Below are 26,055 nucleotides of genomic sequence, written 5' to 3' on the forward strand. Positions count from 1 at the left end.
GAACCATAAAAAAGCCTGCAAAATATACACTTTGCAGGCTTTCAATTTTTATAGTGACCACGGAGGGGTTCGAACCCCCAACCCTCAGAGCCGAAATCTGATATTCTATCCAGTTGAACTACGTGGTCAAAAACTTAAATTTCAATTTTTTGAATCCCAAATTCCAACTTTTACATTTGGAATTTGGAATTTATATATTGGAATTTTATTATACTAATAATTTTTTTACAATTGCAGAAATAGTTTTTCCTTCAGCAGTTCCACCTAATTGTGCAGAAGCTAATCCCATAACTTTTCCCATTGAGGCAATTCCTGAAGCTCCTGTTTCAGCGATAATTTTGGCAACTACAGCTTCTACTTCTTCTTCACTTAATTGTGCAGGTAAAAATTTCTCGATTACAGCAACCTGAGCCAATTCCGGCTCTGCTAAATCAGGACGATTTTGCTCTGTAAAAATACGAGCGCTTTCTTTACGGGTTTTAACTAGTCTTTGAAGTAATTTAATTTCATCGTCTTCTGTTAATTCTTCTTTCGAACCTGATGATGTTGCAGCTAATAACATTTCAGATTTAATGGCTCTTAATGCTTCTAATGCTACTGTATCTTTTGCTCTCATGGCGGTTTTAATCTCGTCCATGATTAATGTTTGTAAACTCATCTTATTTTTTTATTTAAATAGGTACTACCTATAATTGATATGCATATTTGAAATCGTAATCTCGACTTCGCCCGAACTGACAACAAGATTAACTTTAAAAGCTAAGTGTAGAAGTCAAATTTTAAATTCTGTGCGAAGATAAAAAAAATAACCCGAAAATTAAATCCAATTTTCGGGCTATCTTTATTATTAGGATTGTAAAATTAATCTACGTTGTCGTGCAAAAATGAATTGTTTGAACGCAACTGCAAATCGTTGTTACTATCTGTTCCAACTGATATTCTCGAATTGTTATTATTTGCTTGAGAATTTGATAAATCGATACCTAATCTTTTGTAAGCAGGCTCTTTTTCAAGTTCATCAATTCTTGAAACATTATTATGGAATTTATAATTAAATTCTTTTAGTTTCTTTCTTCTTTCTTCAGCTCTCAAACGTAAAGTTTCCTCGATTGTCAATTCCATCGGAGAAACCTCTGAAGTTGTTGTAAAGTGAGCTTCACTTGCAAAATCAGTTTTTTGCTTCATCGTGATATTTAATTCCGCAGGAATTACATCTTCTACCACTTTATCCACAGGTTTTGACGCTACTAACTCATTCTCTACCTCCATATATTCTTCCAAAGAATATTTGATGATTCCTTTATCTGAAAGCTCTGTTACCGGAACAAACTGAACCGGATCATTTACTTTTATATTACGGGTCTCATTCGATAATTCGAATAAAACTTTATTTTCCTGTTCTGCAACCGGTTCCTTTTTAACTTCTGGCTCTGATCTAAAAAGAGGCAAATCGAATGAGAAAGTCGTTTGTTCTTCTCTTTCAAAAGTTCTTTGCTGAACCTGCTGAATTGGTTTTACATCCTGAAAAATCGGAGTTTCCGCAGCCGAAATAGTAAAATCAATATCGCTAATAGGCGAAACAATTTCGAAAGTTACGTCAAGATTTTTGATAAACTCAGACATAACCACTAATTCTTCCTTATTCATTTGCGGATTTCCTGTAACATTCATTGATGGATTGCCTGCAACATTCATTGACGGAGTAACAGCAACTGGTGCAACTTCAATTGGAGCAACTTCAACTGGAGCAACATGCGTAGCTGTAAACGGCATTTCGGTATCTTCATCATCCATTAAATCAAAAACAATTTTCTCTTCAGATTTTGCAGTAGGTGTTTCTGCATTTACATCAAAAGAAGTAACTGATTTATTCGATAAATTATGAACACTTCTTTGCTCATCCTCTAGCGTATGAATGATTTTTTTAGGCTCTGTATTTACAATTTCATTTTGTTGTTCAACATCAAAACCTGTTGCAATAATAGTCACGGCAATAGCATCACCAAGAGTTTCGTCTTCACCAACCCCCATGATAATATTGGCATTATGACCTGCTTCTACCTGAATGTGATCATTGATTTCTCCAATCTCATCCAATGTAATTTCGTTTGATCCAGAAACGATAAGCAACAATACGTTTTTGGCTCCTGTAATTTTGTTATCGTTTAACAATGGAGAATCCAATGCAGAAACGATAGCATCCTTGGCTCTGTTTTCGCCTTCGGCAACAGAAGATCCCATGATCGCCGTTCCACTGTTTGACAAAACAGTTTTAGCATCACGTAAATCGATATTTTGAGTATAGTGGTGCGTAATTACTTCAGCAATACCTCTTGAGGCTGTTGCCAAAACTTCATCCGCTTTCGAGAATCCTGCTTTAAAACCAAGATTTCCGTATACTTCTCTTAACTTATTATTATTAATTACAATTAGCGAATCGACTTGCTTACGCAATTTTTCGATTCCTAAAAGCGCTTGCTCCTGACGTACTTTTCCTTCGAACTGAAAAGGAATAGTCACGATACCAACCGTAAGGATTTCTCTTTCTTTGGCCAATTGTGCAATTACCGGAGCTGCACCAGTACCTGTACCACCACCCATACCAGCGGTAATAAATACCATCTTAGTACCACGGTCTAACATTTTTTCGATATCGGCGATACTCTCAATAGCAGATTGCTGTCCTACATCAGGATTTGCTCCTGCTCCAAGACCTTCTGTTAGATTCATACCTAATTGAATTTTATTAGGTACCGAACTGTTCTGTAGTGCCTGTGAATCGGTATTACAAACGATGAAATCAACGCCTTTAATACCTTGTTTAAACATATGGTTGATAGCATTACTACCACCTCCACCTACACCTATTACTTTGATAACATTTGATTGGTTTTTTGGTAAATCAAATGAAATACTTCCAAATTCTGAGTTGCTCATCATCTTTTTGGTTTTTGAAATTCTTATTTAATACATTTTTTACTTCTTGACTTGGGGCCAAAAAAGTAATCCTTTTCTTTTATTATTTTATTCTGCGTTGTCTAAAAAATCTTTGATTTTATCGACATATCGGTCAAAAAATGATCTTCTAATTTTAGTTTCAGTAGATTCTTCCTTAGCGGCATTACTTCTGAGATCTCTGGATTCTTCAATAGTTTCTACTCTTTCAACGTAGTTTTCTTCTACTTCGTATCGCTGCTGTACAGGTTGTTGCACTTGCGGAGGAACATTTCTGTAAACCACTTTTGGCTGCTCATTTACAATCTCCATTCTAACAGCACTTTGCGTGCTATTTTCGATACTGTTCATCACTAAACCAACTGCGGTTGCAAATAACGGACTAGAAATTTCTTCGCTCGAATTTCCTGCTAAATGCTCATTTGGATATCCAATTCTGGTATCCATACCTGTAATGTACTCTACTAATTGTTTGATATGTTTTAGTTGAGCCCCTCCACCGGTCAGAACAATTCCCGCAATTAATTTTTTACGGGGATCTTCGTGTCCATACGCTTTAATTTCTGCAAAAACCTGCTCTACAATTTCAACCACACGGGCATGAATAATTTTAGATAAGTTTTTAAGCGAAATCTCTTTTGGCTCTCTGCCTCTTAACCCGGGAATAGAAACAATCTCGTTGTCTTTATTTTCTCCGGGCCAGGCTGATCCGAATTTTATTTTTAAAAGCTCTGCTTGTTTTTCGATAATCGAACAACCTTCTTTGATATCGTCTGTAATTACATTTCCTCCAAAAGGAATCACTGCTGTATGACGAATAATACCATCTTTAAAAATGGCTAAATCTGTTGTCCCCCCACCAATATCAATCAGGGCTACACCTGCTTCTTTTTCTTCCTGACTTAAAACTGCATCTGCCGAAGCTAACGGTTCTAATGTCAAACCTGACAATTCGATTCCTGAACTCTGAATACATCTTCCAACATTTCTGATAGATGATGCCTGCCCAACTACAACGTGAAAACTAGATTCCAATCTTCCGCCGTACATTCCGATTGGTTCTTTGATCTCCGATTGTCCGTCGATTTTAAATTCCTGTGGCAAAACGTGAATAATTTCTTCTCCCGGTAACATGGCCAGTTTATTTACCTGGTCAATCAAAAGCTGAATATCTTTTTCGCCAATTACTTCTTCCGGATTATTACGGCTGATGTAATCTGTATGCTGAATACTTCTGATGTGTTGTCCTGCGATACCTACAACAACATCTTTTATTTTATAACCCGAATTGTTTTCTGCTTCAAGTATTGCTTGCTGAATGGACTGAATAGTTTGCGTAATGTTGTTTACAACTCCTCTCGCAACTCCTAAACTTTTGGATTTTCCAATACCCAGAATTTCCAACTTTCCATACTCATTCTTCTTGCCGATCATGGCAACTATCTTTGTCGTTCCAATATCTAGACCTACTGCAATGTTATCTTTTTCCATTTTCTATTATTTTGTGCAAACTACTTGTTCCGTAAACCTAAGGTCAATCTTATTGTATTTATATAACGAACTATCTAAAACCGCTTTTTGAAAAAAGGCCTTATAGTTATTAAATTTCTTATCAACATTCATCGTTCTGCCAAAATCGATGAAGTAATTATAATTTCTATTAAACATTTTTAGGCTACCATTCGGCATAATTTGAATTGCAATGATGTTTTTTCTCAAAAACGCATCGTCATAAATTGTGCGAAATAAAGTAGCTAAATCTTCGTTATTTTTTTTATTTATTGCCCCAGAAACAAGTGGAACCCGAGCAGTATAATTGTCTGACAAAGGCATTTTATTACCCTCATAGTCAATATAAAAAGAAGCATCACCATCATAAACTCTTGCTATTGGTGTCTTCTGTTTTACTACTGCTTTTAGAACCCCATCAATACTTACAAAAACGTCTGACTTCTCAATCATCTCTTGCGTATCAAGGGTTTTCTCAATCTTATTCAAATCTAGTTCATCTTTTCGGATACTGGAAGCGTCTCTTTTATTTTCTATCAACAATTTATTAACCGTTTCCGGCTTCACAAAAAGCGTATTTTCTCCTACAAAAACAACCATCGATTTTTTCAATTTTCGATCCCCATTTCGATGTTGAGCAAAAGAATATAAAAATAAAACAAGCCCTAAAATGAGAATTAATCTAATATTTGTCCAATTAAATATTTTCATTTAGCATTTTTTTGATTGACGGAACCATCTCTCCAATATCACCAGCTCCTATTGTCACAATTATTGGCGCATCACTGGCTTTGATCTCCGCTAATAAATCATTTTTTGCAACAATTTTTTTGTTCGAATTTGTCATTTTCCCTAACAGCCATTGCGATGTAATCCCTTCCATCGGCAACTCACGTGCAGGGTAAATATCCATTAAAAACACTTCATCAAACTGCGATAAACTTTCAGCAAACCCCTCAGCAAAATCTCTTGTTCTGCTAAACAAATGTGGCTGAAAAATTGCCAACACTTTACGATCCGGATACAACTCCCTAACCGCTTGATGTACAGCATTTATTTCTGTTGGATGATGTGCATAATCATCTATATATACTAATTTTTCTGATTTAATCTGATACGAAAAACGTCTTCTGATTCCGTTAAATGAAGCAATAGCTTTTGCAATCAAGTCGGTCGGGGTGCCAAAAGTCTTAGCCATTGCAATAGCCATCAATCCATTCATCAAATTGTGTTTTCCAGGCAATCCAAAATGCAAGTCTTTTATAATTTCTGATGGCGTCTGCACATCAAAAACATAACTTCCGTTTTCTATGCGAACATTAAAAGCCTTATATACAGCATCTTCATTTATAGCACATTGCACACCTTCAAGTGGCAACTCTTTTGTTATAAACAACTTATTTTTATCTTCTACTTTCGAAGCAAATTCAACAAACGAGGCTTCGATTGCCTCACTTGTTCCGTAAATATCCAAATGATCTGCATCCATCGAGGTAATACAGGCAATATTGGGGTGTAAATGCAAAAACGAACGATCGAATTCATCTGCTTCAACAACTGTTACAGTTTTTCCGTTCCCGATTAAATTAGAATTGTAATTCTCTACTATTCCACCCACAAAGGCAGTAACATCTGCTCCGCTTTCGTATAAAATATGACCCAGAATACTTGACGTCGTTGTTTTTCCGTGTGTTCCGGCAACAGCAAAACTAAAAGTGTCTTTGGTAATAATTCCTAAAACCTCGGCACGTTTTTTTATTTCGTAATTTCTCTCGATAAAATAATGCCACTCAGAATGCGTAACAGGAACTGCGGGGGTAAAAATCACCAAAGTATTTTCTACAAAATAATCAGAAGGAATCAGATTAATATTATCTTCAAAATGAATATCAATACCGCTTTCAATCAACTCAGTTGTTAACATTGACGGCGTTTTGTCGTAACCAGAAACCTGTTTTCCGATATTTTTAAAATAGCGGGCCAGAGCACTCATTCCGATGCCTCCAATGCCAATAAAATAAACGTTCTGTATCTGATTTAAATTCATTTCTATTTAATTTTGAGCTATTTACAAGTTGCTTTACGCTATAAAAAACTAGTACTTAGGCCTTTGTAATTTTATTATTTTAATAACTCAAAACGCTTAAAAATAGCGTTCTAAATTTTTATTCTGTTCTATAATTTTCGTGAAAAGTTATATTATAACAACTTTTTAATCTGATCTACAATCTCTTTGGTTGCATTTGGCATTGCCAGCTTTTTAATATTATCGCTTAATTGTTTTTGTTTGCCATGATCTTTCATCAAGGCCTCAAAGACAATACTAAACTGACTGTCTAATTCTGATTCTTTCAATAAAATAGCCCCTTTTGCATCTACTATTGCCTGAGCATTTTTAGTTTGATGATCTTCGGCTACATTTGGCGAGGGAATAAAAATTACCGGTTTACCCACAATACATAATTCAGATACTGATGATGCTCCTGCTCTTGAAATAATCACATCTGCCGCAGCATATACAAAATCCATTCTTTCAATAAAATCAACGACTCTTACGTGCTGTTGACTGTGTTTTTTATATTCTTCAAAATATAACTTCCCGCACTGCCAGATGATCTGAACATCTTGCGTAAGCATATTTTGTAATTCTTTCTCAATTAACTGGTTGACTCTTCTTGCACCTAAGCTTCCGCCCAAAACCAGCAATGTTTTTTTATTAGGATCTAAACCATAAAAAGCAATTGCTTCATCACGTTTGCTTTCGATATCGATCAAATCCTGACGAACCGGATTTCCTGTTAAGACAATTTTCTCTTTAGGAAAAAATCGTTCTAAATTTCCGTACGCCACACAAATTGCATTGGCTTTTTTGCTCAACAATTTATTGGTAATTCCCGGAAATGAATTTTGTTCCTGAATCACCGTTGGTATTCCTGCTCCTCCAGCTGCCTGCAATAAAGGCCCACTTGCAAAACCTCCTGTACCAATTACCACATTTGGCTTGAACTGTTTGATAATTCGTCTTGACTCTAGCAAACTTGTTGCCAATTTTAGCGGAAACATCAAATTTTGCAAGGTTAATTTTCTTTGCAAACCTGCGATCCAAAGCCCTTTGATTTCATAACCTGCCTGAGGCACTTTTTGCATTTCCATTTTATCCTGAGCTCCTACAAAAAGAAACTCAGCATCAGGGAATTGCGTTTTTAATTCATTAGCAATAGCGATTGCAGGATAGATATGCCCTCCTGTTCCGCCACCACTTAATATGAATTTATAATTTGTCATATTTTTAAAAGTTATTCGCTTTAAAAAACTATTTGTATTCTTTTTTTTACTTATTCAAAACTGCATTCATCGGATTTCTGGAATTATCTTCTATCGAATACATTCCTTCTTCTTCATAAACTGGTTCTTTTTCATTACTAATCAAATCTTCTTCGGCCAGTTCTTTATCGATTAATCTCTGAAGCGCTTCTTTTCTTCTTTCTTTTTCTTGCTGTTCTTCGGCGATTTCTTCCTCTTTTTTCGTTACACTAATGATAATCCCAAGAGAGAAACACGTCATCCAGATCGAACTACCTCCACTACTTATCAGCGGAAGAGTCTGTCCCGTTACCGGTAATAATTCTACTGCAACTGCCATATTGATCATCGCCTGAAATATCATCGGAAAACCGAGCCCGACGACCACTAACTTCCCAAATAGTGTATTGGCTTTATGCGATGCAATTACAAATCTGAATAACAGCAATAAGTACAAAACCAAAATGGCTACTCCGCCCACTAAACCATATTCTTCGACAATAATTGCATAAATAAAATCTGAAGATGATTGGGGCAAAAAGTTTTTCTGAACACTTTTCCCAGGCCCTAATCCTCCTAATTTTCCTGATGCAATGGCAATCTTTGCTTTCTCTATTTGATAATCATCTTCATCTGGTTTATCTGTGGTAAAGTTCGTAATACGACTTTCCCAGGTTGAAACCCTACTGAAGAATCTTGAATCCGGAAATGCTTTGGCTACCAAAAGGAAAAACAACAGCATCCCGATTCCTGAACCAATGATAAAGCCAATATATTTAAGCGGATATCTGCCAATAAATGTCAGCATAATTACCATCGAAAATATCAACGCTGTGGTCGAAAAGTTAGCTGGTAATATCAAAACCAATGTAATAAACACAGGTATCCAAAGCTGTATTAACGAGGTTTGAAACGGCTCATTTTCTTCTCTTGTTTTTGACAAATAACGTGCAACATAAATAAACAATATACTAGCCGCCAAAGTAGAGGTTTGAAACGTAATACCAATAAAAGGTACCTGAATCCAACGACTTGCATTTGCTCCGGCAATTACAGTTCCTTTTAGCAATGTATACAAAAGTAAAAACCAAACAACAGGTAACGCTACTTTTGAAATTGCTCTAAAATAATGATATGGAATTCTGTGAACCCAATATATAATTAGAAAACCAATACAAACGTGAGCCAGATGTTTTACTAAATAACCCAATGTATTCCCCGTCCCGTGACCTATATAAGCCAAATTACTACTCGCACTAAAAACAGGCATAAACGAAAACAGCGCTAATAAAGCCACGAATGACCATATTACCCTATCTCCTTTTAATTTGTTTACTAATTCCTTCATGTTTTTAGTTTCAGGTTTTTCTTGTTTCAGGTTTCAGATTCCCACACAACGTGAAACCTGAAACTTGAAACTATTTTTTACAAGTTATGAACGGCTTGCTTAAACTGCTTTCCTCTGTCTTCGTAATTTTCGAATAAATCGAAACTTGCGCAGGCTGGAGACAATAAAACTGCATCACCTTTTTCTGTTAGACGTTGCGCTGTTTTCACCGCATCGTTCATATTATTTACTTCGACCATGATATCTACTACATTTCCAAAAGCATTGATGATTTTATGATTATCAACTCCAAGGCAAATAATAGCCTTTACTTTTTCACGAACCAATGACATCAATTCGTTGTAATCGTTTCCTTTATCAACACCTCCAACAATCCAAACAGTTGGCACATTCATGCTGTCTAAGGCAAAGAAAGTAGCGTTTACATTGGTTGCTTTCGAATCGTTGATGTATTGCACATTCTGAATTTTTAGAACTTTTTCTAAACGGTGTTCAACACCTTGAAAATTAGATAAACTTTCGCGGATTGTTGCATTTCTAATTTGCATCAATTTCGCTACAGAGCTTGCTGCCATTGCGTTTTTCATGTTATGTTTTCCTTCTAACGCAATGTATTCTGTTTCCATTGTAAACTCTTCTTGGTTGATCTTTATTTCCATTTTGTTGTTATTTATAGAAGCCCCTTCATCAAATTTTTCAGTCAATGAAAAAGGAATTAATTTTGCTTTTGTTTTGTTGTTTTTTAACCATTCTGCAATTGCCTGATCATCTGCATCGTAAATAAGATAATCGCTCTCGGTCTGATTCATTGTTATTCGAAACTTAGAATCGATGTAATTTTGATATTTATATTCATACCGGTCTAAATGATCCGGACTAATATTTGTAATAATGGCAATATCCGGCCTGTAATCTATAATTCCGTCGAGCTGAAAACTACTAAGTTCAAGCACATAGGCATCGTACTTATTTTCGGCTACCTGCCAGGCAAAACTCTTTCCGATGTTTCCTCCTAAACCAACATTTAAACCTGCTGATTTCAACAAGTGATGTGTTAACATCGTTGTGGTAGTTTTACCGTTACTACCTGTAATCCCGATAGTCAATGCTTCTGTAAATGGTTTAGCGAACTCAATTTCTGAAATCACCTTAATTCCGGCAGCGATCAGTTTTTGTACTATGGGAGATTTCTCTGGAATTCCCGGACTTTTCATTACCACCTCGGCATTTAAAATCAGGTCTTCGGTATGTTTTTCTTCTTCCCAAGCAATTTTATTAATGATAAGAACTTCTTTATAGCTCTCTTTTATTTTTCCAAAATCTGATACAAAAACTTCGTATCCTTGTTTCTTTCCGAGAATAGCGGTTCCAACACCACTTTCTCCTCCACCAAGTACTACCAATCTCTTCATCTATCTTAATTTTAAAGTAACAATTGATAATATGGCTAACATGATGGCAACAATCCAAAAACGAGTTACAATTTTACTCTCATGGTATCCTTTCTTTTGATAATGGTGATGCAACGGTGACATCAGAAAAATTCTTCGGCCTTCGCCAAAACGTCTTTTTGTATATTTAAAATAAGCTACCTGAATAATTACCGAAGCACTTTCTGCAAGGAAAATTCCACAGAATAAAACAATCAATATTTCTTTACGAACTGCAATTGCCAAAACTGCTATAATTCCTCCAATAGTCAAACTACCTGTATCTCCCATAAAAACGGATGCGGGATAGGAATTGTACCAGAGAAAACCAATCAACGCCCCCACAAAAGCCGATATAAAGACGGTCATCTCACCGGAATTGGGGATATACATAATATTGAGATAATTAGAAAAAATAATATTTCCCGATACAAATGTGAATATCCCGAGCGCGAGTACCGATATTGCCGAAGTTCCTGCAGCAAGACCATCAATTCCATCAGTTAGATTTGCTCCGTTTGAAACGGCAGTTATAATAAAAATAACAACCGGAATAAAAATCAACCAGGCCCATTTTTCGTATCCTTCACCTGTCCAGGCAAGCAATTCAGCATAATCAAATTCGTTGTTTTTCACAAAAGGAATCGTCGTTGCTGTCGATTTTTCTTCAATTTGTGCAGGCATAACTATCGAAGAAGATGCTTTTACTCCTCCATTATAACCTGTATCTGTTCTAACGGTAACTGCAGGATTAAAATAAAGTACTGTTCCTACAATAAGTCCTAAACCTACCTGGCCAATAACTTTAAAAATTCCCTTAAGACCTTGCTTATCTTTTTTGAATATCTTGATATAATCATCCACAAAACCAATTGTTCCCATCCATAATGTGGTCACAATAAGCAATACGATATAGATGTTTTGCAAACGAGCAAACAACAACACTGGCACAAGAGTGGCAAAAATGATAATCAGACCTCCCATTGTTGGCGTTCCTGCTTTTTCATTCTGACCGGCAAGTCCAAGCTCACGAACTGTTTCACCAACTTGTTGACTACGTAAAAAATTGATAATTCTTTTTCCGTAAATTGTTGATAATAGTAACGAAAGCATAAATGCTAAAGCTGACCTAAAAGTGATGTACTGAAAAACCCCCGCCCCCGGCATGTCTAATGTTTTTCTCAAGTATTCAAATAAATAGTATAGCATATATCTTTTATTTTAAATTCCAATCTTGATATTCCAAACTCCAATTTTAATGTGTGGCATTTTAGAATTAAAATTGATTATTATTTATTTAGTTGATTTAAAATTTCTTTTACTGTTTCCATATCATCAAAATGATGACGAACACCATTTATTTCCTGATAGGTTTCATGACCTTTACCGGCAATTAAAATAATATCATTTGGCTGAGCCAATTGACAAGCCGTTTTTATAGCCTGTTTTCGGTCGGTAATTCTCAATAATTTTTTATAATTATGAGCTTCAACACCTCTTTCCATTTCATCCAGAATCACTTCAGGATCTTCGTTTCTTGGATTATCAGAAGTTAAAATTGCTTTATCACTAAGATCTGTAGCAATTTTGGCCATAATTGGTCTTTTCGTCTTGTCTCTGTTTCCGCCGCAACCCACAACTGTAATTAGCTGTTCGTTTTTAGTACGGATATCACCTATCGTTTTTAGAACATTATCCAGAGCATCCGGAGTATGTGCATAATCTACAATTGCTGTAATATTTCCTTCTGAAACAATGTATTGAAAACGTCCTGAAACACTCTCCAAATCAGACAGTAATCGTAATGCTTCGAGACTATCCATTCCTAATTCTACAGCGGTTCCGTAAATTGCCAAAACGTTGTAAGCATTAAAAGTTCCAATTAGTTTTACCCAAACTTCATTGTCATTTACTTTTAATAATAAACCCGACAATTGGCTTTCTAATATTGTAGCTTTAAAATCGGCATACGATTTTAAGGCGTATGTAAATTTTCTGGCCAAGGTGTTTTGCAACATCACAGGTCCGTTTTTATCATCGATGTTAGATAAAGCAAAAGCTGTTTTGGGCAACGAATCAAAAAATGACTTTTTTACATCTCTGTATTCTGCAAAAGTTGGATGATAATCCAAATGATCGTGCGACAAATTCGTGAAAACTCCTCCAACAAAATGCAAAGCCTCTGTGCGTTTTTGATGAATTCCGTGTGAACTCACTTCCATAAAACAATGCGTTACACCTGCTTGGATCATTTCGTTTAAAAAATGATTAATTGTAATTGAATCCGGCGTTGTATGTGTTGCTTTATATTCAGCCTCATCAACCATGATTTTTACCGTTGATAATAAACCAACTTTAAAACCTGCTTTTTGAAACAATTGAAACAATAATGAAGCAATTGTAGTTTTTCCGTTTGTACCAGTAACGCCAACTAATTTTAACTTTTCAGAAGGATTTCCAAAATAATTAGCCGCCATAAAAGCCAAAGCGGTATTGGTATCTTTTACTTTAATATAAGTGATTCCTTTTTCGACATGCTCGGGCAACGTATCGCAAATGATCGCAACTGCGCCTAATTGAATCGCTTTTTCTATATAATCATGACCATCAGAAAGTGATCCGCGAATCGCTACAAAAACATCTTTCTCTTCAATTTTTCTTGAATCAAAATCAATTTTATGTATATCGATTTCTGTCGAACCTGTTACAGACTCAATAGCTACTTTATATAATATGTCTTTCAGTATTTTCACGATAATTCTAATACTATTGTTGTGTTTTTACTAATATTTTGTCCAGCCTGCAAAGACTGTTTTTTTACTTTTCCTACTCCGTTTACTTTTACTTTCAAACCTAAATTTTCCAGTAAAGCAATAGCATCCATTCCCGGCATTCCTTTTAAATCCGGAATTTGATTTAATTTTTTATTCGCCTCTGCCGTATATTTATTATAACTGTCTTCTTGTTTTGGAATCCTTGAATCCAGTTTTTTTATTTTATTGGTAGAAGGTGCGTCTGTAAATATTTTTTGGGCGATTCTTTTAAAAACCGGCCCTGCAACGTCTGCTCCGTAATAATTATTCTTTGATGTATTAGGTTTATGAACCACTACAATACAAGAATATTTAGGATGATCTGCCGGAAAATACCCCACAAAAGAAGACGCGTAATACAACGCCGATTTTCCTTCTTTTCCTCCGTAATTTACCTGAGCCGTTCCTGTTTTACCCGCCATCGAAAAATCTTTCGAATACAGTTTTGATCCTGTTCCTTTTTTAACCACATTGGCTAAAACTGCTTTTAGTTTTTTAATGGTTTCCGGTGAACAAACACTTGGGTTTATCACTTCAACATCAAACTTTTTGATGGTTTTATTCCACTCTTTAATTTCTGATACAAATTGAGGTTTTACCATTACCCCATTATTGGCTACTGAATTATAAAAAGCCAAGGTCTGCATAGGCGTAACCGAAACTCCGTATCCAAATGCCATCCACGGAAGTGAAACACCTGACCAGTGTTTGTCGCCAGGTTGTGGTATATAAGGTCTTCCTTCTCCTTTAAAATGCAATCCTAATGGTTTATCTAATCCATAACTTTTAATGTGATTCACAAACTTGGATGGATTATTTTTATAAGCTTCATAAACCGCCTGAACCATTACCGTATTGGATGAAAGTTCAAAACCACGCGCCAATGTAACCTTTCCGTAACCACCTCTGTGCGAATCAGTAACAGAACGTCCGTAATATTTAACTTGTCCGTTGTGACTATCGTAAACCGTACTTGTATCTGCAACTTTATCATCTAAAATCGCCATTAAATCAACTAATTTAAAAGTAGATCCCGGCTCATGAGATTCTGCTACAGCATAATTGGTAGTTTCATAATACGTCCCGTCTTCTGCTCTTCCCAGATTCGAAATTGCTTTTACATGACCTGTTTCAGTTTCCATAACCACTACACAACCGTGATCCGCTTCATATTCTTCTAATTGTTTCAACAAAGCGTGGTGTGCAATATCCTGAATAAAAACATCGATTGTCGAGATCACATCATAACCATCTATAGGATCGACTTCATTGATATCACGAATCGGTTTCCATTGTCCTTTTGCAATTTTTTGCTTTAAAATCTTACCGTCTTTTCCGTTCAGATAATTTTTAAAAGCCCACTCGATTCCTTTGCCCACTTCTACTCCAGTTGCGGGATCAATTTTATCATAACCAATAGTTCTTTCAGCAATTTTACCTATCGGATGTTTTCTTACCGTTTCCTGCTCAATTATAATCCCTCCTTTGAACGCTCCTAAATTGAATAATGGAAATCCCTTTATTTTCACATATTCAGTATAACTCAACTTACGGGCAATCAAATAATAACGATTTTTATTGGCTCGGGCTTTTCGTAATTCTTTTTCGAAATAACTTCCGGGTTTGCCTAAAACTGTGGACAATGAATCTGATAACGATTTTACATATTTTTCGAAAGTTTCTGTTTTTGGCGCTTTAGCATCAAATCGAATCTCATAATTAGGGATCGATGTTGCCAGTAAACTTCCGTCAGCAGAATAAATATTTCCTTTGTTTGCCGGAATTACAAAATTTCTAACCGTTCGCTGTTTGGCGAGTTTTCTATAATAGTCTCCTTCAACCCATTGAATATTGGTTAACTTAACAACAATAGCAATTGCCATCACAAAGATGAAAACTGCTACGAGGTAAATTCTGTAGGATATATGTTTATCGTCTACTGCCATATTCTTTTAAAGAAACTTTTTTCTTCTTCTTTTTTTACTTCTATCTTAACCGGAGGAACCGTTGACGGGAAAATTTGTTTTTCAAGCATTTTATCCGATATCGTTGATTCCATCTTCAACTTCATTAATTCTGAACGACGATCTACAAATTCAGATCGTAATTCTTTTACTTCATTGTTTAGTTTTGCTATTTCAAAAACCTTTTGTTCGTATCGTTGTGTATTGGCAATCATCAGTATAGCAAGCAGAATGATAAAAACAATGAACCTCCAGTTCTTCACCGCGTCATCGTTTAACAGAAATCTTGCTTTTAATATGCCAAATACTCCACTTTTCATTTTCTACCTATATATATTATATCTTCTCGGCAATTCTTAATTTTGCACTTCTTGCTCTATTGTTGATTTTGATCTCAGCATCATCGGGAACAATTAATTTTCCTATTGTTTTATAAGGAACAGAAAAATTTCCAAAAAAATCGCGTTCCGGTTCTCCTTCAAACATTCCGTTTTTAATAAATCTTTTTACCAGTCTGTCTTCAAGAGAATGATATGAGATTACTGAGAATCTTCCGCCCGGATTAAGAATTTCAAGAGATTGCTCGATAAATTCTTTTAAAACATCCATTTCCTGGTTTACTTCAATTCGAATCGCCTGATAAATCTGAGCCAATACTTTATTTCGAATTCGTTCAGGTAAAAATTTCGCCAAAACATCTTTCAGTTCGTCTGTTGTTTTAATTGGGTAATGCTCTCTGGCCTCTACAATTGTTCTGGCCAAAAGTGGTGCATTCTTCAACTCCCCATAATCAAAAAAAACACGACGTAAATCCTGTTCTTCATATTCGTTAACCACACGATAAGCACTTAAATCATTTTTTTGACTCATCCGCATATCGAGTTCAGCATCAAATCTTGTCGAGAATCCTCTTTCTGGAACATCAAACTGATGCGATGAAACACCTAAATCAGCCAAAATCCCATCTACACTTTTAACTCCGTGAAAACGTAAAAATCTTTTTATAAATCTAAAGTTCTCATTAATCAAGGTAAACCGTTCGTCTGGCAGCGCATTTGCTAGAGCATCTTCATCCTGATCAAAAGCAAATAATTTTCCGTTTGGCCCTAATCGTCTCAAAATTTCTTTTGAATGACCACCGCCACCAAACGTTACATCTACATAAATGCCATCTGGTTTAATATTTAAACCATCAACTGTAGGATGAAGCAAAACCGGATTATGATATTCCATTGTCGTCGTCATTAATATTTCCCATTACTTCTTCGGCTAAATCTGCAAAATCCATATCTTCGCCGCTTATTGATTTTTCATATAAATCTTTATCCCAAATCTCCACAATATTAACCGCAGATGAAAAAACCACATCTTTAGAAATACTTGAAAAAGCTACCAAATCCTTTGGAACCAATAACCTTCCCAATGCATCAATCTCTACCATTTTAACACCGGCAGTAAATCTTCGAATGAAATCATTGTTCTTTTTTACAAAACGATTCAGCTTGTTGATTTTCTGCATCATCAAGTTCCATTCATCCATTGGATACAATTCTAAACACGGCTGAAAAACAGAGCGCTTCAAAACGAACCCGTCCTGAAGAGAAGAAGCCAATTGCTTTTTTAAGGGCGCAGGCATCATTAACCTCCCTTTAGCATCGACTTTACACTCATATGTTCCAACAATTGTGTTCAAGAAAAATACATTGATATGTTATACAGCAAAAATATAAAAAATATTACCACATTTTACCACAATATACCACTTTGTTAATAAGTTTAACCACTTTCTTACCACTATCCTTAATTTATGGACAATCAATACTTTAACTTATAATTAACGAAAACTCAATAACACTTCGACATCAAAAAAATAATGCATAATATTTCTTAAAAAATTAGTTATAATGCAGTTTTCTTAACATTTAGGAAACACACCAAAAACACCTATAAAAGCTGATTTTTAACCACTTACAAGTTCTACTAAAATTATCTAGTTAAAAAACGGTGGCAAAAATTCATTTTTATTTATTAAACCCTATATTTGTCCCAATTGAAATTGGCATTAAATTAAATGGACAAACACTACAAAAAAGAAGGCAAATACAGCTATTATGAAGCTGGAGAAGGAACTCCTATCGTTATTTTACATGGCTTAATGGGAGGCCTTAGTAACTTTGATGCTGTAGCAGAATATTTCCCAACGAAAGGATACAAAGTTGTTATCCCGGATTTGCCAATATATACTCAGAGTATTTTAAAAACGAACGTAAAAAGCTTTGCTAAATACGTTAAAGATTTTATCACTTTTAAAGGTTATGATAAGGTCATTTTACTAGGCAACTCATTAGGAGGTCACATCGCACTTTATCACACAAAACTATATCCTGAAAAAGTTGCAGGACTTGTAATTACCGGAAGTTCTGGTCTTTACGAAAGCGCAATGGGAGACAGCTACCCTAAAAGAGGCGATTACGAATACATCAAAAAGAAAGCTGAAGATGTATTTTACGATCCTAAAATTGCAACTCCGGAACTAATAGATGAAGTTTATGCAACGGTTAATGATCGTATCAAACTGATCAAAACCCTAACGATTGCCAAAAGCGCAATTCGTCATAATATGGCCAAAGATTTACCAAAAATGACAGTTGAAACCTGTATTATTTGGGGTAAAAATGACGCTGTAACTCCGCCGAATGTGGCCGAAGAATTTGACAAACTATTGCCTAATTCAACTTTGTATTGGATAGACAAATGTGGACACGCTGCTATGATGGAACATCCTCAGGAATTCAACACAATTCTTGAAGAATGGCTCGTTAAAACCAATTTATAGCACCTAACTTTCGACTTTAAGGAGGTCTTAAACACAAAAAACATGAAAATTAATACCGCCGAATTTATTATCAGTAATTCTGAAGTTGCAAAATGTCCGCAGGATTTTTTGCCGGAATATGCTTTTATCGGAAGATCAAACGTGGGGAAATCTTCGTTGATCAATATGCTTACCAATCATAAAAATTTAGCAAAAACTTCAGGAAGACCCGGAAAAACTCAATTGATTAATCACTTTAAGATTAACAATAATTGGTTTTTAGTCGATTTACCTGGTTACGGTTATGCTAAAGTATCTAAAAAAACAAAATCGGTTTTCCAGCAATTCATTACAGATTATTTTGAAACCAGAGAACAATTAGTTTGCGCTTTTGTTTTGATTGATATTCGCCATGAAGCTCAAAACATCGACATCGAATTTATGTCGTATATGGGCGAAAGCGAAATTCCGTTTTGTATTATTTTTACTAAAGCTGATAAAATCAGTAAAGTAAAAATCGATTCGCACATTGCTGCTTACAAAAAACAAATGTTTGCCAATAACTGGGAAGAAATGCCTCATTATTTTGTGACTTCTGCGACAGAACAAACAGGAAAAGATGATGTTTTAAGCTACATTGATGAAGTAAATCAGGAAGTTTTTAAAAACAACTCGCAATTTTAAAAAAATAAATTCCAAATTTTAAATCCCAAATTCCAATATTGGAAGGGAATTCTAAAGAATATAAAAAAATCCAAATTCCAGTTTAAAATTGGAATTTGGATTTTTTTTATTCGTAGTCAAACCCTTTAAAGATATTTTACAGCAAACTCAAAGACAACATATTTTCTATTACATTTGAAACGAATCAATTTGTAATTCATGAAAAATACTACGCTTCTCTTTTTTATTTTTATATCGTTTTGCTTTTCATCATGTACCACAGCATCCTACACATTTGCTACAGGACAACGAACAGGAGTTGATTTCACCTCTGGGAAATGGCTTTTAAACGAGCTCGATTGCCCGAGCAGCTCTAAAGACAGACTAACCGAAAAGTCCTTACAGTATTTTAAAAAACATTTAGGCGAAAGATTATTTTACATTCACGATGTTAAAGGATTACTTGTTACCCAAAAAATTAGTTTAAACCCAGGCAAAACAAAACTGAAGGAACTAAAAGACGGAACGGGTTTTGATTTCTTCATTAATATTTCGACCAGAAAAAACAAAAGCGATTTTTCTTCTCTAGAACTTTATCAAAATAACTACGACCGAGGAAGAAACGAAGGATCTGTAATTGTCGAAATTTACGATCTAAATTTACAACAGATTATTTATTCTCAAAATGTAATTGGAACTACTTCAAAAGTAACCGATCCACCGAACGGAAACACCCAAAAATCAGGTAAACTTGTAGACAACATTATGCTTTATAAAAACACCGATCAATTAGTAGAAGGTGCTTTAAAACGAATATTTAAAGATTTAGATAAAAGATCTGTTAAGTAAAGAAATTCCTTTTTTTTAATTCCAAATTCCAAACCTTCGACTTCACTCAAGATGACGCAACAATTTAAATAAAATTTCAAAAGCAAAATCCCAAATTCCAACCTTACAATTGGAATTTGGGATTTTTTATATTTTTTAAAATTTCTTTCCAATATTGGAATTTGGAATTTTAAAAATTGGGATTTAACTATTTTGCTAGTTCGAGTTTCTCTGCAAAATAATCACAGAAATCTTTCATTGTGTCTGACATTTTCTCGTCGTCTGTAGCACGTTTAAAAGTATCTGACATGGCTACTAATGTTTGGTGAAAGAAAATTTTCATTTCATCTACCGGCATATCTTTTGTCCAAAGATCAATACGCATCGTTTCTTTGGCTTTACTGTCCCAAATAGACAACATAATAGCTTTTGCTTCTTCTGCCTGCACCCCACCGTCCTGCGCACTCCAGGTTAATTTTTCCGGCACGCGGTTTTCGTCTAATTCTATATTGAATTTAATCTCTGAGTTTATTGTATCTGACATTATTTCTTAGGTTTATATTTTGACTGTTCAAAAATTTCTTTTGCATTTGTTTTTAATAATTCCGGCAAGGTAACATTCGTATTATTCTTCATATAAGATCGTACCATTTGCCATCCGAGCCATGCACCAATTCGTCCTGGAGAATCATTGTCGATTTCTAAATAAAATTTAGAAAACGGAGCAGGCGCAATAAATCGGGTATTTAATTTTGGATCCTCGCTATACAACATCTCACTTTCGATAAAAAAGCGCCACATATAGGCTTCATTTTCCTGACTCCATTTTATTTGTTCCGGAGTATAACCAATTTTTTCAGCATCTGTATATTCAGGTAAAAGCAAATCTTTTGCATACAATTGCTTTCCTTCAAAGATCATTTGCGAAACTAAATTTTTATCCGGAAAGGCAGGAATGTTTCTAAAAGCAAAACTAGACACCACATCCGGCATAATTTGTCTTTCCTCAAAATTCTGTTTTAGATAATTTGGGAACTCATAGAACTTATGTTCTTTACCTAAATAAAGTTCTAAAGCAACAATAACAAGACTATCAGCATAAATCGCTTTAGCATTATAATCCATTTCTCCAATTACGGTAATTACTTTAGGAGTTTTAGTTTTTGGAAAATAGTATTTTACGTGCTGAAACAACTTATTAAATTCCTGACGGACAGGTTCAAAATTGGCGTATTTTTTTTGCACTTCAGTATATACTTCTCTCCATAAAGGATCCTGCATTTTTTTAAGCCAGATAGTATCATCATTACCTGCCGGAAAAAAGAAAGGATATTGTTTTTTTACTTTCTCCAAATCTTCCGGTTTTGTTTCAAAAAACACTTTATCAAAACGTTCTACCTTTATATCAACCGGGATTTCTTCGACTGCTTTTTCTACTTTGGTTTTTTGCTCACAGGACAAAAAAAACAAGCACAGAACCACTACAAAGCGATAAATTTTCATTTTATTTTAATTAGATTTGTGTTGCTGGATTTTAAGTAAATGTATACTTAAAAATAATTCTGCAAATATACATCCCTGTATCTTAAAACTTGAACTATTATGGCTAAAAAAAGTACCATTCAGACAGAAAAAGTAAATATCCACATTGTAGAGTGGCTAAAAAATTATGCTAACAATGCAAAAGCAAACGGATTTGTAATTGGAATCTCAGGCGGAGTTGACTCTGCGGTAACTTCTACCCTGTGCGCTCAGACGGGTTTACAGGTTTTATGCGTAGAAATGCCAATTCATCAGGCGCCAAATCAAGTTTTAAGAGGAAGAGAACATATTGACCAATTAAAAAAGCGTTTTCCTAACGTTTTGGATGTAAAAACAGATTTAACTGACACTTTTGAAGCTTTTAAGAGCGCTGTGCCTACTACAAAAGATTCAACAAAAGTTAATTTATCCTTAGCAAACACTCGTGCACGTCTGAGAATGACCTCTTTATATTATTTAGCCGGAATTCATGGGCTTTTAGTAGCAGGCACTGGAAACAAAGTAGAAGATTTTGGTGTAGGATTTTATACTAAATATGGAGACGGTGGAGTTGATTTAAGTCCAATTGCCGACTTAATGAAGTCAGATGTTTATGCTCTTGGAGAATTTTTAACGATTCCCGAGTCAATTTTAACAGCCGCACCAACCGATGGATTATTTGGTGATAATCGTACTGATGAAGATCAATTGGGCGCAAGTTACGACGAACTTGAATGGGCGATGTTAGCCGCGGAGTCAGGAAAAACGCCAGCTGACTTCATTGGGAGAGAAAAATCTGTCTTTGAAATTTATAAACGTTTAAACACCAGCAACAAGCATAAAATGGATCCAATTCCAGTTTGTATAATACCAAAAACGTTAAAATAAAACATTTTAACATTTGTCTGCAATTAATTACAGAATTTATTTATTAATTTTACAGTTCCAAAAACATGAACAATTCTAAAAAAGGTAAAAATTATGATTAAAGTATGTCTTGCAGACAATCATCCTGTGACTCACTTTGGCGTTAAGTCTTATTTTAAAGACCACGATCAAATTTCAATTGTTGCCAACGTAGGCAATTTTTCAATGGTTAGAGATATCCTTCAAACGAAGGAAATTGACATCCTAATCCTCGACTTAGAGCTGGAAGGCCTCTCGAGCATCTTCGAAGTGAAGTCGATTTTGAAAAATTTCCCAAAAACAAAAATTGTAATTTTTAGTGACCTCGCTGAACAAATGTATGCTCCAAATGCAATTAAAGCAGGAGTTTCCGGGTATGTGCACAAAACAGAAAAACTTGAAACTTTAGGTCTTTCTATTATTAAAGTACACGAAGGAAAAATTATCATCAACGAAACTGTACGTAAAAACATGGCTCTTATTGCTAAACAAAGCAAAAGCGAGCGTTTGTACAGAAAACTTTCCAATCGTGAGATCGAAGTTTTACGTTACTTAAGTGATGGTAAGAAAAACAATGAAATCTCTAAAATCTTAAACCTGAACGAAAAAACGATCAGTACTTACAAATTAAGATTATTGACTAAATTAAATGTTACTAATTTAGTTGACTTAGTTAACAAAGCGAAGACTTTAGAAATTATTTAATGGTACCTCGACATTACTCTTCCTAGTTTTTTCGAGAATGCATTAACTAATTTTGAGTAATCGACAACCATAGACAAAAGCTCTGTATTATCTGAATTATCAGGTTGTATAGAGCTTTTTAATTCCTCGATGATTTTACCCACCAAAAACCAACGCATAGACATAATGGTTTCTGTAACGTATTGCGCTATCGTTTCGTGTTTCATTTTCGAGAAAATATTCTGCCCTTCCCAATCGTGAAGCGTCAGCCTTTCATCTTCCATTAAAATATCGGTAACTTCCTGAGCAAAATCAGGCTGCAAACGCATTAAATACTGTTCGAGACTAAATTTTTCATGTTGGTTATAAAAACCAATTAGGTCTGTAAAAATATCGCGGAACAAATTATTAGAAAGCTCTACCTCATCTTCCTGCAAACTCAGATAAATACGCTGGTATACTTTGTAAGCTCTCATTTCAGAGACCATTACAACTTCACCTTCATCGTTATTTTTTAAAAGTACATCTTCAAATTCTTCTGTCTTATCTCCGTAAAGCAATAAAATCTCAATTACTTTTCGTTCTAAACGATACAAAATATCTACTTTTTCTGCAGGTTCTGCTACCGGATATCCAGGCTCTCCCGGATAATAATCTTCAGGAGGACCATTTCTTGGATCTTCAGGATCTCCTCCTGAAAAACTGCCTTGTTTTGGAGTTTGGTTTCTAAAAACTTCAAACGGTTTTTGTTCCTTCTGTTGCTTTTTACTAACTTCTGCAAGATCTTTTTGAATTAGCTGAGCCAAAGTACTCACTAATACCTGCTCAGAAATATCCATGATTCTGGCACATTCCTGAGTATAAATTTCACGCTGAATACGATCCGGAATTTTCGAAATACTAACGACCATATCGCGAATCAAATCGGCTTTTTTTATAGGATCGTTTTTGGCCTCTTTCATTAAGAGAGACGCTTTAAACTGTATAAAATCTTTACTGTTTTCTTCCAAATAAGCAACAAGATCATCATGCGAATTTTTTCGGGCAAAACTATCGGGATCTTCTCCGTCAGGAAAAGCACAAACCCTTACGTTCATTCCTTCTTCCAGAATCAAATCGATTCCTCGAACAGAAGCTCGTAATCCTGCAGCATCCCCGTCAAACAGCACTGTAATGTTTCTTGTTAACCTATTGATCAAACGAATCTGATCTGGCGTTAAAGCAGTTCCTGATGAAGCCACAACGTTCTCGATTCCGGCCTGGTGAAACTGAATCACATCGGTATAACCTTCAACCAGATAACAATTGTTTTGTTTGGCTATAGATTGTTTGGCCTGAAAAATACCATAAAGTACTTTACTTTTATGGTAAATATCACTTTCTGGCGAGTTCAGGTACTTCGCTGCTTTTTTATCATTGGTTAAAATACGTCCTCCAAAACCTAAAACACGGCCCGACATACTTTCTATGGGGAACATCACACGACCTTTGAAACGGTCAAAAGGACGGTCTTCCCTTGCAATGGTTAGACCGGTACTTTCCAGAAATTCCAGTTTATACCCTTTACCCAAAGCTTCTTTGGTCAGGGCGTCCCAGGTTTCCGGTGAATATCCTAAACTAAACTTTTTGATGGTTTCATTGGTAAAACCTCTTTCTTTAAAATAAGAGAGTCCAATTGCTTTTCCTTCTTCTGAATTTAAAAGTGTTTTATTAAAATAGTCTTTGGCAAATTCAGAAACCAAGTACATACTTTCGCGAACATCCGTCATTGCTTTTTCAGCATCTGTTTGTTCTGTTTCTTCAATTTCAATATTGTATTTTCTGGCCAGATATCGAATGGCTTCCGGATAGGTAAATTGCGAATGCTCCATCAAAAATTTAACAGAATTCCCTCCTTTTCCTGTACTAAAATCTTTCCAGATTCCTTTTGCAGGCGAAACCATGAACGACGGAGAGCGCTCATCTGAGAACGGACTTAATCCTTTATAGTTACTCCCGGCACGCTTTAAATTAACATAATCACCAATAACCTCCTCTACACGAGCAGTTTCAAAAACAGAATCAATAGTAGCTTGTGAAATCAAAACGTAAAATATTTTTAAAAATTTGAAGTCTGTAAAAGTACACAAATGAATCTTGAAATTTGGCGATTTAACATAAAAAAAGCACCTCTTTTCAAGGTGCTTTCTACTAACTAATTAAACTGCATTCTTAATTTAAATCAACTCTTATACCCAGTGAAATATTATTTTCTTTCACTAAATTATCCTCAAACAGTGGGTTTAGATCATATTTTGCATACAAACTAAATTCTCTGTAACCGATATAAGAACTCAGTCCGTAAATAAAATTATTTACATTATACTCTCCTTTTATTGTTGTTTTATAATCTAAATCATCCTGATCAAATTTTAGGATTTGTTTCGATTTTACATTAATTCCTGCATAACCTCCAATCCCAAAACGGAAACTTCTATGGGTTTTAAAATATGTTTTGCCGTTACTTATCTGAGGTTTAGAAAAATCGAATTCTAAATGCAGCGGCAACACTATATAAACATTTCTAAAACGGGATTCATCAAGATTTATAGCATTGGTCTGCAGAACCGTTTGATCTCCATTTACTACAAAACTCCTGTTATCTGTTGGGCGAATATTATTGTACATTAATGAAAGTCCATATTTTGCATGCAATAAATTGTCGTTTTTCATTAATCTGCTGTTGTAGGTAAAACCCCACTCATAGAAATGCGAACCCATAAAACTATAATTAGAGTCCTGAAGTTTGCCATCGACCATCATATTATTCAACCCCATGGCAAATACAAATTGAGAGGTTGTTCTTTTTTCTCCATGAATTGAATCTTTAGACTTATCCCGATCTCTGTCTCTAACATGAAACACAATACTATATTTTTTGCTTAATGAATCTTCTTTGATTTTTCCGTCTACTTTTTGCTGAACCAAATCATTAAGCTCGTTTTGTGCCACTGTTACTTTTTCTTCAATAATTCTCGCTCTGGCTTCTGCCAATTCTTTTTTGCGCTTATCTGCTTGTTCCTGGGTAATTTTTCCTTCAGACAATTGCACGTTCACAACTTCTACTTCTTCTTTCAAAGCTGCTTTTTCGTCTTTGGTAATTTTCTCGATTTTATTCGCAATTTTTTTTGCTTTAGATTCAAAGGTCTCCTGCCCCAGTACCTTAGTAACAAATAAAAAAATAAGGGCAACGAGATAAAGTGTCAAATTTTTCATGATTGATTGATTTTTTTTTAAAAATTGATTGATGATTGTGATTGATGATGATTATTTAATT

General features: G+C 35.0%; 23 protein-coding genes and 1 tRNA gene. 5 read left to right on the top strand and 19 right to left on the bottom strand.

The window, feature by feature from the left end; all coding sequences use genetic code 11:
• Positions 1 to 54: 54 nt before the first annotated feature.
• The 15 genes from GIY83_RS15785 to mraZ all read right to left on the bottom strand — a co-directional run bounded on the left by GIY83_RS15785 (position 55) and on the right by mraZ (position 17,015).
• Positions 55 to 128 (bottom strand) — tRNA-Arg (locus GIY83_RS15785).
• Between the two features lie 80 nt (positions 129 to 208).
• Positions 209 to 658 carry a GatB/YqeY domain-containing protein gene (locus GIY83_RS15790; RefSeq protein WP_194618745.1) on the bottom strand — a complete coding sequence of 150 codons (450 nt, stop codon included), beginning with the start codon at positions 656 to 658 and terminating at the stop codon, positions 209 to 211.
• Between the two features lie 203 nt (positions 659 to 861).
• The gene (ftsZ, locus tag GIY83_RS15795) at positions 862 to 2,940 is read right to left on the bottom strand and encodes a cell division protein FtsZ (RefSeq protein ID WP_208682456.1); all 2,079 of its coding nucleotides are present in this window, start codon (positions 2,938 to 2,940) and stop codon (positions 862 to 864) included.
• Between the two features lie 84 nt (positions 2,941 to 3,024).
• Entirely contained in the window at positions 3,025 to 4,446 is a 1,422-nt protein-coding gene (gene ftsA, locus GIY83_RS15800) for a cell division protein FtsA (protein WP_194618749.1), read from the bottom strand.
• Positions 4,447 to 4,452: 6 nt separating this feature from the next.
• Positions 4,453 to 5,175 (bottom strand): cell division protein FtsQ/DivIB, encoded by a 723-nt coding sequence (locus tag GIY83_RS15805; protein WP_194618751.1) that lies wholly within the window; start codon positions 5,173 to 5,175, stop codon positions 4,453 to 4,455.
• Positions 5,162 to 6,511 (bottom strand): UDP-N-acetylmuramate--L-alanine ligase, encoded by a 1,350-nt coding sequence (gene murC / locus GIY83_RS15810; RefSeq protein ID WP_208682458.1) that lies wholly within the window; start codon positions 6,509 to 6,511, stop codon positions 5,162 to 5,164. The genes GIY83_RS15805 and murC overlap by 14 nt, the downstream gene beginning before the upstream one ends.
• Before the next feature lie 152 nt (positions 6,512 to 6,663).
• Positions 6,664 to 7,749, bottom strand: coding sequence for an undecaprenyldiphospho-muramoylpentapeptide beta-N-acetylglucosaminyltransferase (gene murG, locus GIY83_RS15815; protein WP_194618755.1), 1,086 nt, complete (start codon positions 7,747 to 7,749; stop codon positions 6,664 to 6,666).
• A 46-nt stretch (positions 7,750 to 7,795) separates the two neighbouring features.
• A complete protein-coding gene (locus tag GIY83_RS15820) occupies positions 7,796 to 9,115 on the bottom strand; it encodes an FtsW/RodA/SpoVE family cell cycle protein (protein ID WP_194618757.1) in 1,320 nt (439 codons plus the stop codon).
• A gap of 77 nt (positions 9,116 to 9,192) precedes the next feature.
• A complete protein-coding gene (gene murD / locus GIY83_RS15825; RefSeq protein WP_194618759.1) occupies positions 9,193 to 10,527 on the bottom strand; it encodes a UDP-N-acetylmuramoyl-L-alanine--D-glutamate ligase in 1,335 nt (444 codons plus the stop codon).
• Positions 10,528 to 11,754: a phospho-N-acetylmuramoyl-pentapeptide-transferase gene (gene mraY, locus GIY83_RS15830; protein WP_194618761.1), complete on the bottom strand. Its 1,227-nt coding sequence runs from the start codon at positions 11,752 to 11,754 to the stop codon at positions 10,528 to 10,530. It lies immediately after the preceding gene.
• An 80-nt stretch (positions 11,755 to 11,834) separates the two neighbouring features.
• A complete protein-coding gene (locus tag GIY83_RS15835; RefSeq protein ID WP_208682460.1) occupies positions 11,835 to 13,298 on the bottom strand; it encodes a UDP-N-acetylmuramoyl-L-alanyl-D-glutamate--2,6-diaminopimelate ligase in 1,464 nt (487 codons plus the stop codon).
• Positions 13,295 to 15,304, bottom strand: coding sequence for a penicillin-binding protein (locus GIY83_RS15840; RefSeq protein ID WP_208682462.1), 2,010 nt, complete (start codon positions 15,302 to 15,304; stop codon positions 13,295 to 13,297). The genes GIY83_RS15835 and GIY83_RS15840 overlap by 4 nt, the downstream gene beginning before the upstream one ends.
• Complete coding sequence (locus GIY83_RS15845) at positions 15,295 to 15,642, bottom strand: FtsL-like putative cell division protein (protein WP_089054919.1); 348 nt, start codon at positions 15,640 to 15,642, stop codon at positions 15,295 to 15,297. The genes GIY83_RS15840 and GIY83_RS15845 overlap by 10 nt, the downstream gene beginning before the upstream one ends.
• Positions 15,643 to 15,658: 16 nt before the next feature.
• Positions 15,659 to 16,567, bottom strand: a complete 909-nt coding sequence (rsmH, locus tag GIY83_RS15850) for a 16S rRNA (cytosine(1402)-N(4))-methyltransferase RsmH (RefSeq protein ID WP_194618767.1) — start codon at positions 16,565 to 16,567, stop codon at positions 15,659 to 15,661.
• A complete protein-coding gene (mraZ, locus tag GIY83_RS15855) occupies positions 16,542 to 17,015 on the bottom strand; it encodes a division/cell wall cluster transcriptional repressor MraZ (RefSeq protein WP_065452162.1) in 474 nt (157 codons plus the stop codon). Before mraZ ends, rsmH begins: the two co-directional genes overlap by 26 nt.
• Before the next feature lie 378 nt (positions 17,016 to 17,393).
• Between mraZ and GIY83_RS15860 the strand changes: the two genes are divergently transcribed.
• The 3 genes from GIY83_RS15860 to GIY83_RS15870 all read left to right on the top strand — a co-directional run bounded on the left by GIY83_RS15860 (position 17,394) and on the right by GIY83_RS15870 (position 19,649).
• On the top strand, positions 17,394 to 18,158 hold the full coding sequence (locus GIY83_RS15860; protein WP_065452161.1) for an alpha/beta fold hydrolase: 765 nt from the start codon (positions 17,394 to 17,396) through the stop codon (positions 18,156 to 18,158).
• Positions 18,159 to 18,200: 42 nt separating this feature from the next.
• Positions 18,201 to 18,821 (top strand): ribosome biogenesis GTP-binding protein YihA/YsxC, encoded by a 621-nt coding sequence (gene yihA, locus GIY83_RS15865; RefSeq protein ID WP_194618769.1) that lies wholly within the window; start codon positions 18,201 to 18,203, stop codon positions 18,819 to 18,821.
• Positions 18,822 to 19,019: 198 nt separating this feature from the next.
• Positions 19,020 to 19,649: a hypothetical protein gene (locus GIY83_RS15870; protein WP_208682463.1), complete on the top strand. Its 630-nt coding sequence runs from the start codon at positions 19,020 to 19,022 to the stop codon at positions 19,647 to 19,649.
• A 187-nt stretch (positions 19,650 to 19,836) separates the two neighbouring features.
• Here GIY83_RS15870 and gldC read toward each other — a convergent pair whose 3' ends face one another.
• Positions 19,837 to 20,172: a gliding motility protein GldC gene (gene gldC, locus GIY83_RS15875; protein ID WP_065452158.1), complete on the bottom strand. Its 336-nt coding sequence runs from the start codon at positions 20,170 to 20,172 to the stop codon at positions 19,837 to 19,839.
• The gene (gldB, locus tag GIY83_RS15880) at positions 20,172 to 21,131 is read right to left on the bottom strand and encodes a gliding motility lipoprotein GldB (RefSeq protein WP_208682464.1); all 960 of its coding nucleotides are present in this window, start codon (positions 21,129 to 21,131) and stop codon (positions 20,172 to 20,174) included. The genes gldC and gldB overlap by 1 nt, the downstream gene beginning before the upstream one ends.
• Before the next feature lie 99 nt (positions 21,132 to 21,230).
• Between gldB and nadE the strand changes: the two genes are divergently transcribed.
• Together nadE and GIY83_RS15890 are read left to right on the top strand one after the other, a co-directional pair.
• Positions 21,231 to 22,037 carry an NAD(+) synthase gene (gene nadE, locus GIY83_RS15885; protein WP_194618773.1) on the top strand — a complete coding sequence of 269 codons (807 nt, stop codon included), beginning with the start codon at positions 21,231 to 21,233 and terminating at the stop codon, positions 22,035 to 22,037.
• 93 nt (positions 22,038 to 22,130) lie between these two features.
• A complete protein-coding gene (locus GIY83_RS15890; RefSeq protein ID WP_026730588.1) occupies positions 22,131 to 22,760 on the top strand; it encodes a response regulator transcription factor in 630 nt (209 codons plus the stop codon).
• Here GIY83_RS15890 and dnaG read toward each other — a convergent pair.
• Positions 22,757 to 24,823: a DNA primase gene (dnaG, locus tag GIY83_RS15895; RefSeq protein ID WP_194618775.1), complete on the bottom strand. Its 2,067-nt coding sequence runs from the start codon at positions 24,821 to 24,823 to the stop codon at positions 22,757 to 22,759. The genes GIY83_RS15890 and dnaG overlap by 4 nt on opposite strands.
• Before the next feature lie 127 nt (positions 24,824 to 24,950).
• Positions 24,951 to 25,994: a hypothetical protein gene (locus tag GIY83_RS15900; RefSeq protein ID WP_208682465.1), complete on the bottom strand. Its 1,044-nt coding sequence runs from the start codon at positions 25,992 to 25,994 to the stop codon at positions 24,951 to 24,953.
• Between the last annotated feature and the right edge of the window lie 61 nt (positions 25,995 to 26,055).

This window comes from Flavobacterium sp. SLB02 (assembly GCF_009664855.1).
Classification (GTDB): domain Bacteria; phylum Bacteroidota; class Bacteroidia; order Flavobacteriales; family Flavobacteriaceae; genus Flavobacterium.

Coding starts and splice junctions, on each gene's coding strand:
- GIY83_RS15860 (WP_065452161.1), top strand. CDS start 17,394: ATGGACAAACACTACAAAAAAGAAGGCAAATACAGCTATTATGAAGCT.
- gldC (WP_065452158.1), bottom strand. CDS start 20,172: ATGTCAGATACAATAAACTCAGAGATTAAATTCAATATAGAATTAGAC.
- GIY83_RS15890 (WP_026730588.1), top strand. CDS start 22,131: ATGATTAAAGTATGTCTTGCAGACAATCATCCTGTGACTCACTTTGGC.
- gldB (WP_208682464.1), bottom strand. CDS start 21,131: ATGAAAATTTATCGCTTTGTAGTGGTTCTGTGCTTGTTTTTTTTGTCC.
- mraY (WP_194618761.1), bottom strand. CDS start 11,754: ATGCTATACTATTTATTTGAATACTTGAGAAAAACATTAGACATGCCG.
- GIY83_RS15840 (WP_208682462.1), bottom strand. CDS start 15,304: ATGGCAGTAGACGATAAACATATATCCTACAGAATTTACCTCGTAGCA.
- GIY83_RS15790 (WP_194618745.1), bottom strand. CDS start 658: ATGAGTTTACAAACATTAATCATGGACGAGATTAAAACCGCCATGAGA.
- nadE (WP_194618773.1), top strand. CDS start 21,231: ATGGCTAAAAAAAGTACCATTCAGACAGAAAAAGTAAATATCCACATT.
- murD (WP_194618759.1), bottom strand. CDS start 10,527: ATGAAGAGATTGGTAGTACTTGGTGGAGGAGAAAGTGGTGTTGGAACC.
- murC (WP_208682458.1), bottom strand. CDS start 6,511: ATGAATTTAAATCAGATACAGAACGTTTATTTTATTGGCATTGGAGGC.
- murG (WP_194618755.1), bottom strand. CDS start 7,749: ATGACAAATTATAAATTCATATTAAGTGGTGGCGGAACAGGAGGGCAT.
- GIY83_RS15900 (WP_208682465.1), bottom strand. CDS start 25,994: ATGAAAAATTTGACACTTTATCTCGTTGCCCTTATTTTTTTATTTGTT.
- rsmH (WP_194618767.1), bottom strand. CDS start 16,567: ATGACGACGACAATGGAATATCATAATCCGGTTTTGCTTCATCCTACA.
- ftsA (WP_194618749.1), bottom strand. CDS start 4,446: ATGGAAAAAGATAACATTGCAGTAGGTCTAGATATTGGAACGACAAAG.
- GIY83_RS15845 (WP_089054919.1), bottom strand. CDS start 15,642: ATGAAAAGTGGAGTATTTGGCATATTAAAAGCAAGATTTCTGTTAAAC.
- ftsZ (WP_208682456.1), bottom strand. CDS start 2,940: ATGATGAGCAACTCAGAATTTGGAAGTATTTCATTTGATTTACCAAAA.
- yihA (WP_194618769.1), top strand. CDS start 18,201: ATGAAAATTAATACCGCCGAATTTATTATCAGTAATTCTGAAGTTGCA.
- GIY83_RS15870 (WP_208682463.1), top strand. CDS start 19,020: ATGAAAAATACTACGCTTCTCTTTTTTATTTTTATATCGTTTTGCTTT.
- GIY83_RS15820 (WP_194618757.1), bottom strand. CDS start 9,115: ATGAAGGAATTAGTAAACAAATTAAAAGGAGATAGGGTAATATGGTCA.
- GIY83_RS15805 (WP_194618751.1), bottom strand. CDS start 5,175: ATGAAAATATTTAATTGGACAAATATTAGATTAATTCTCATTTTAGGG.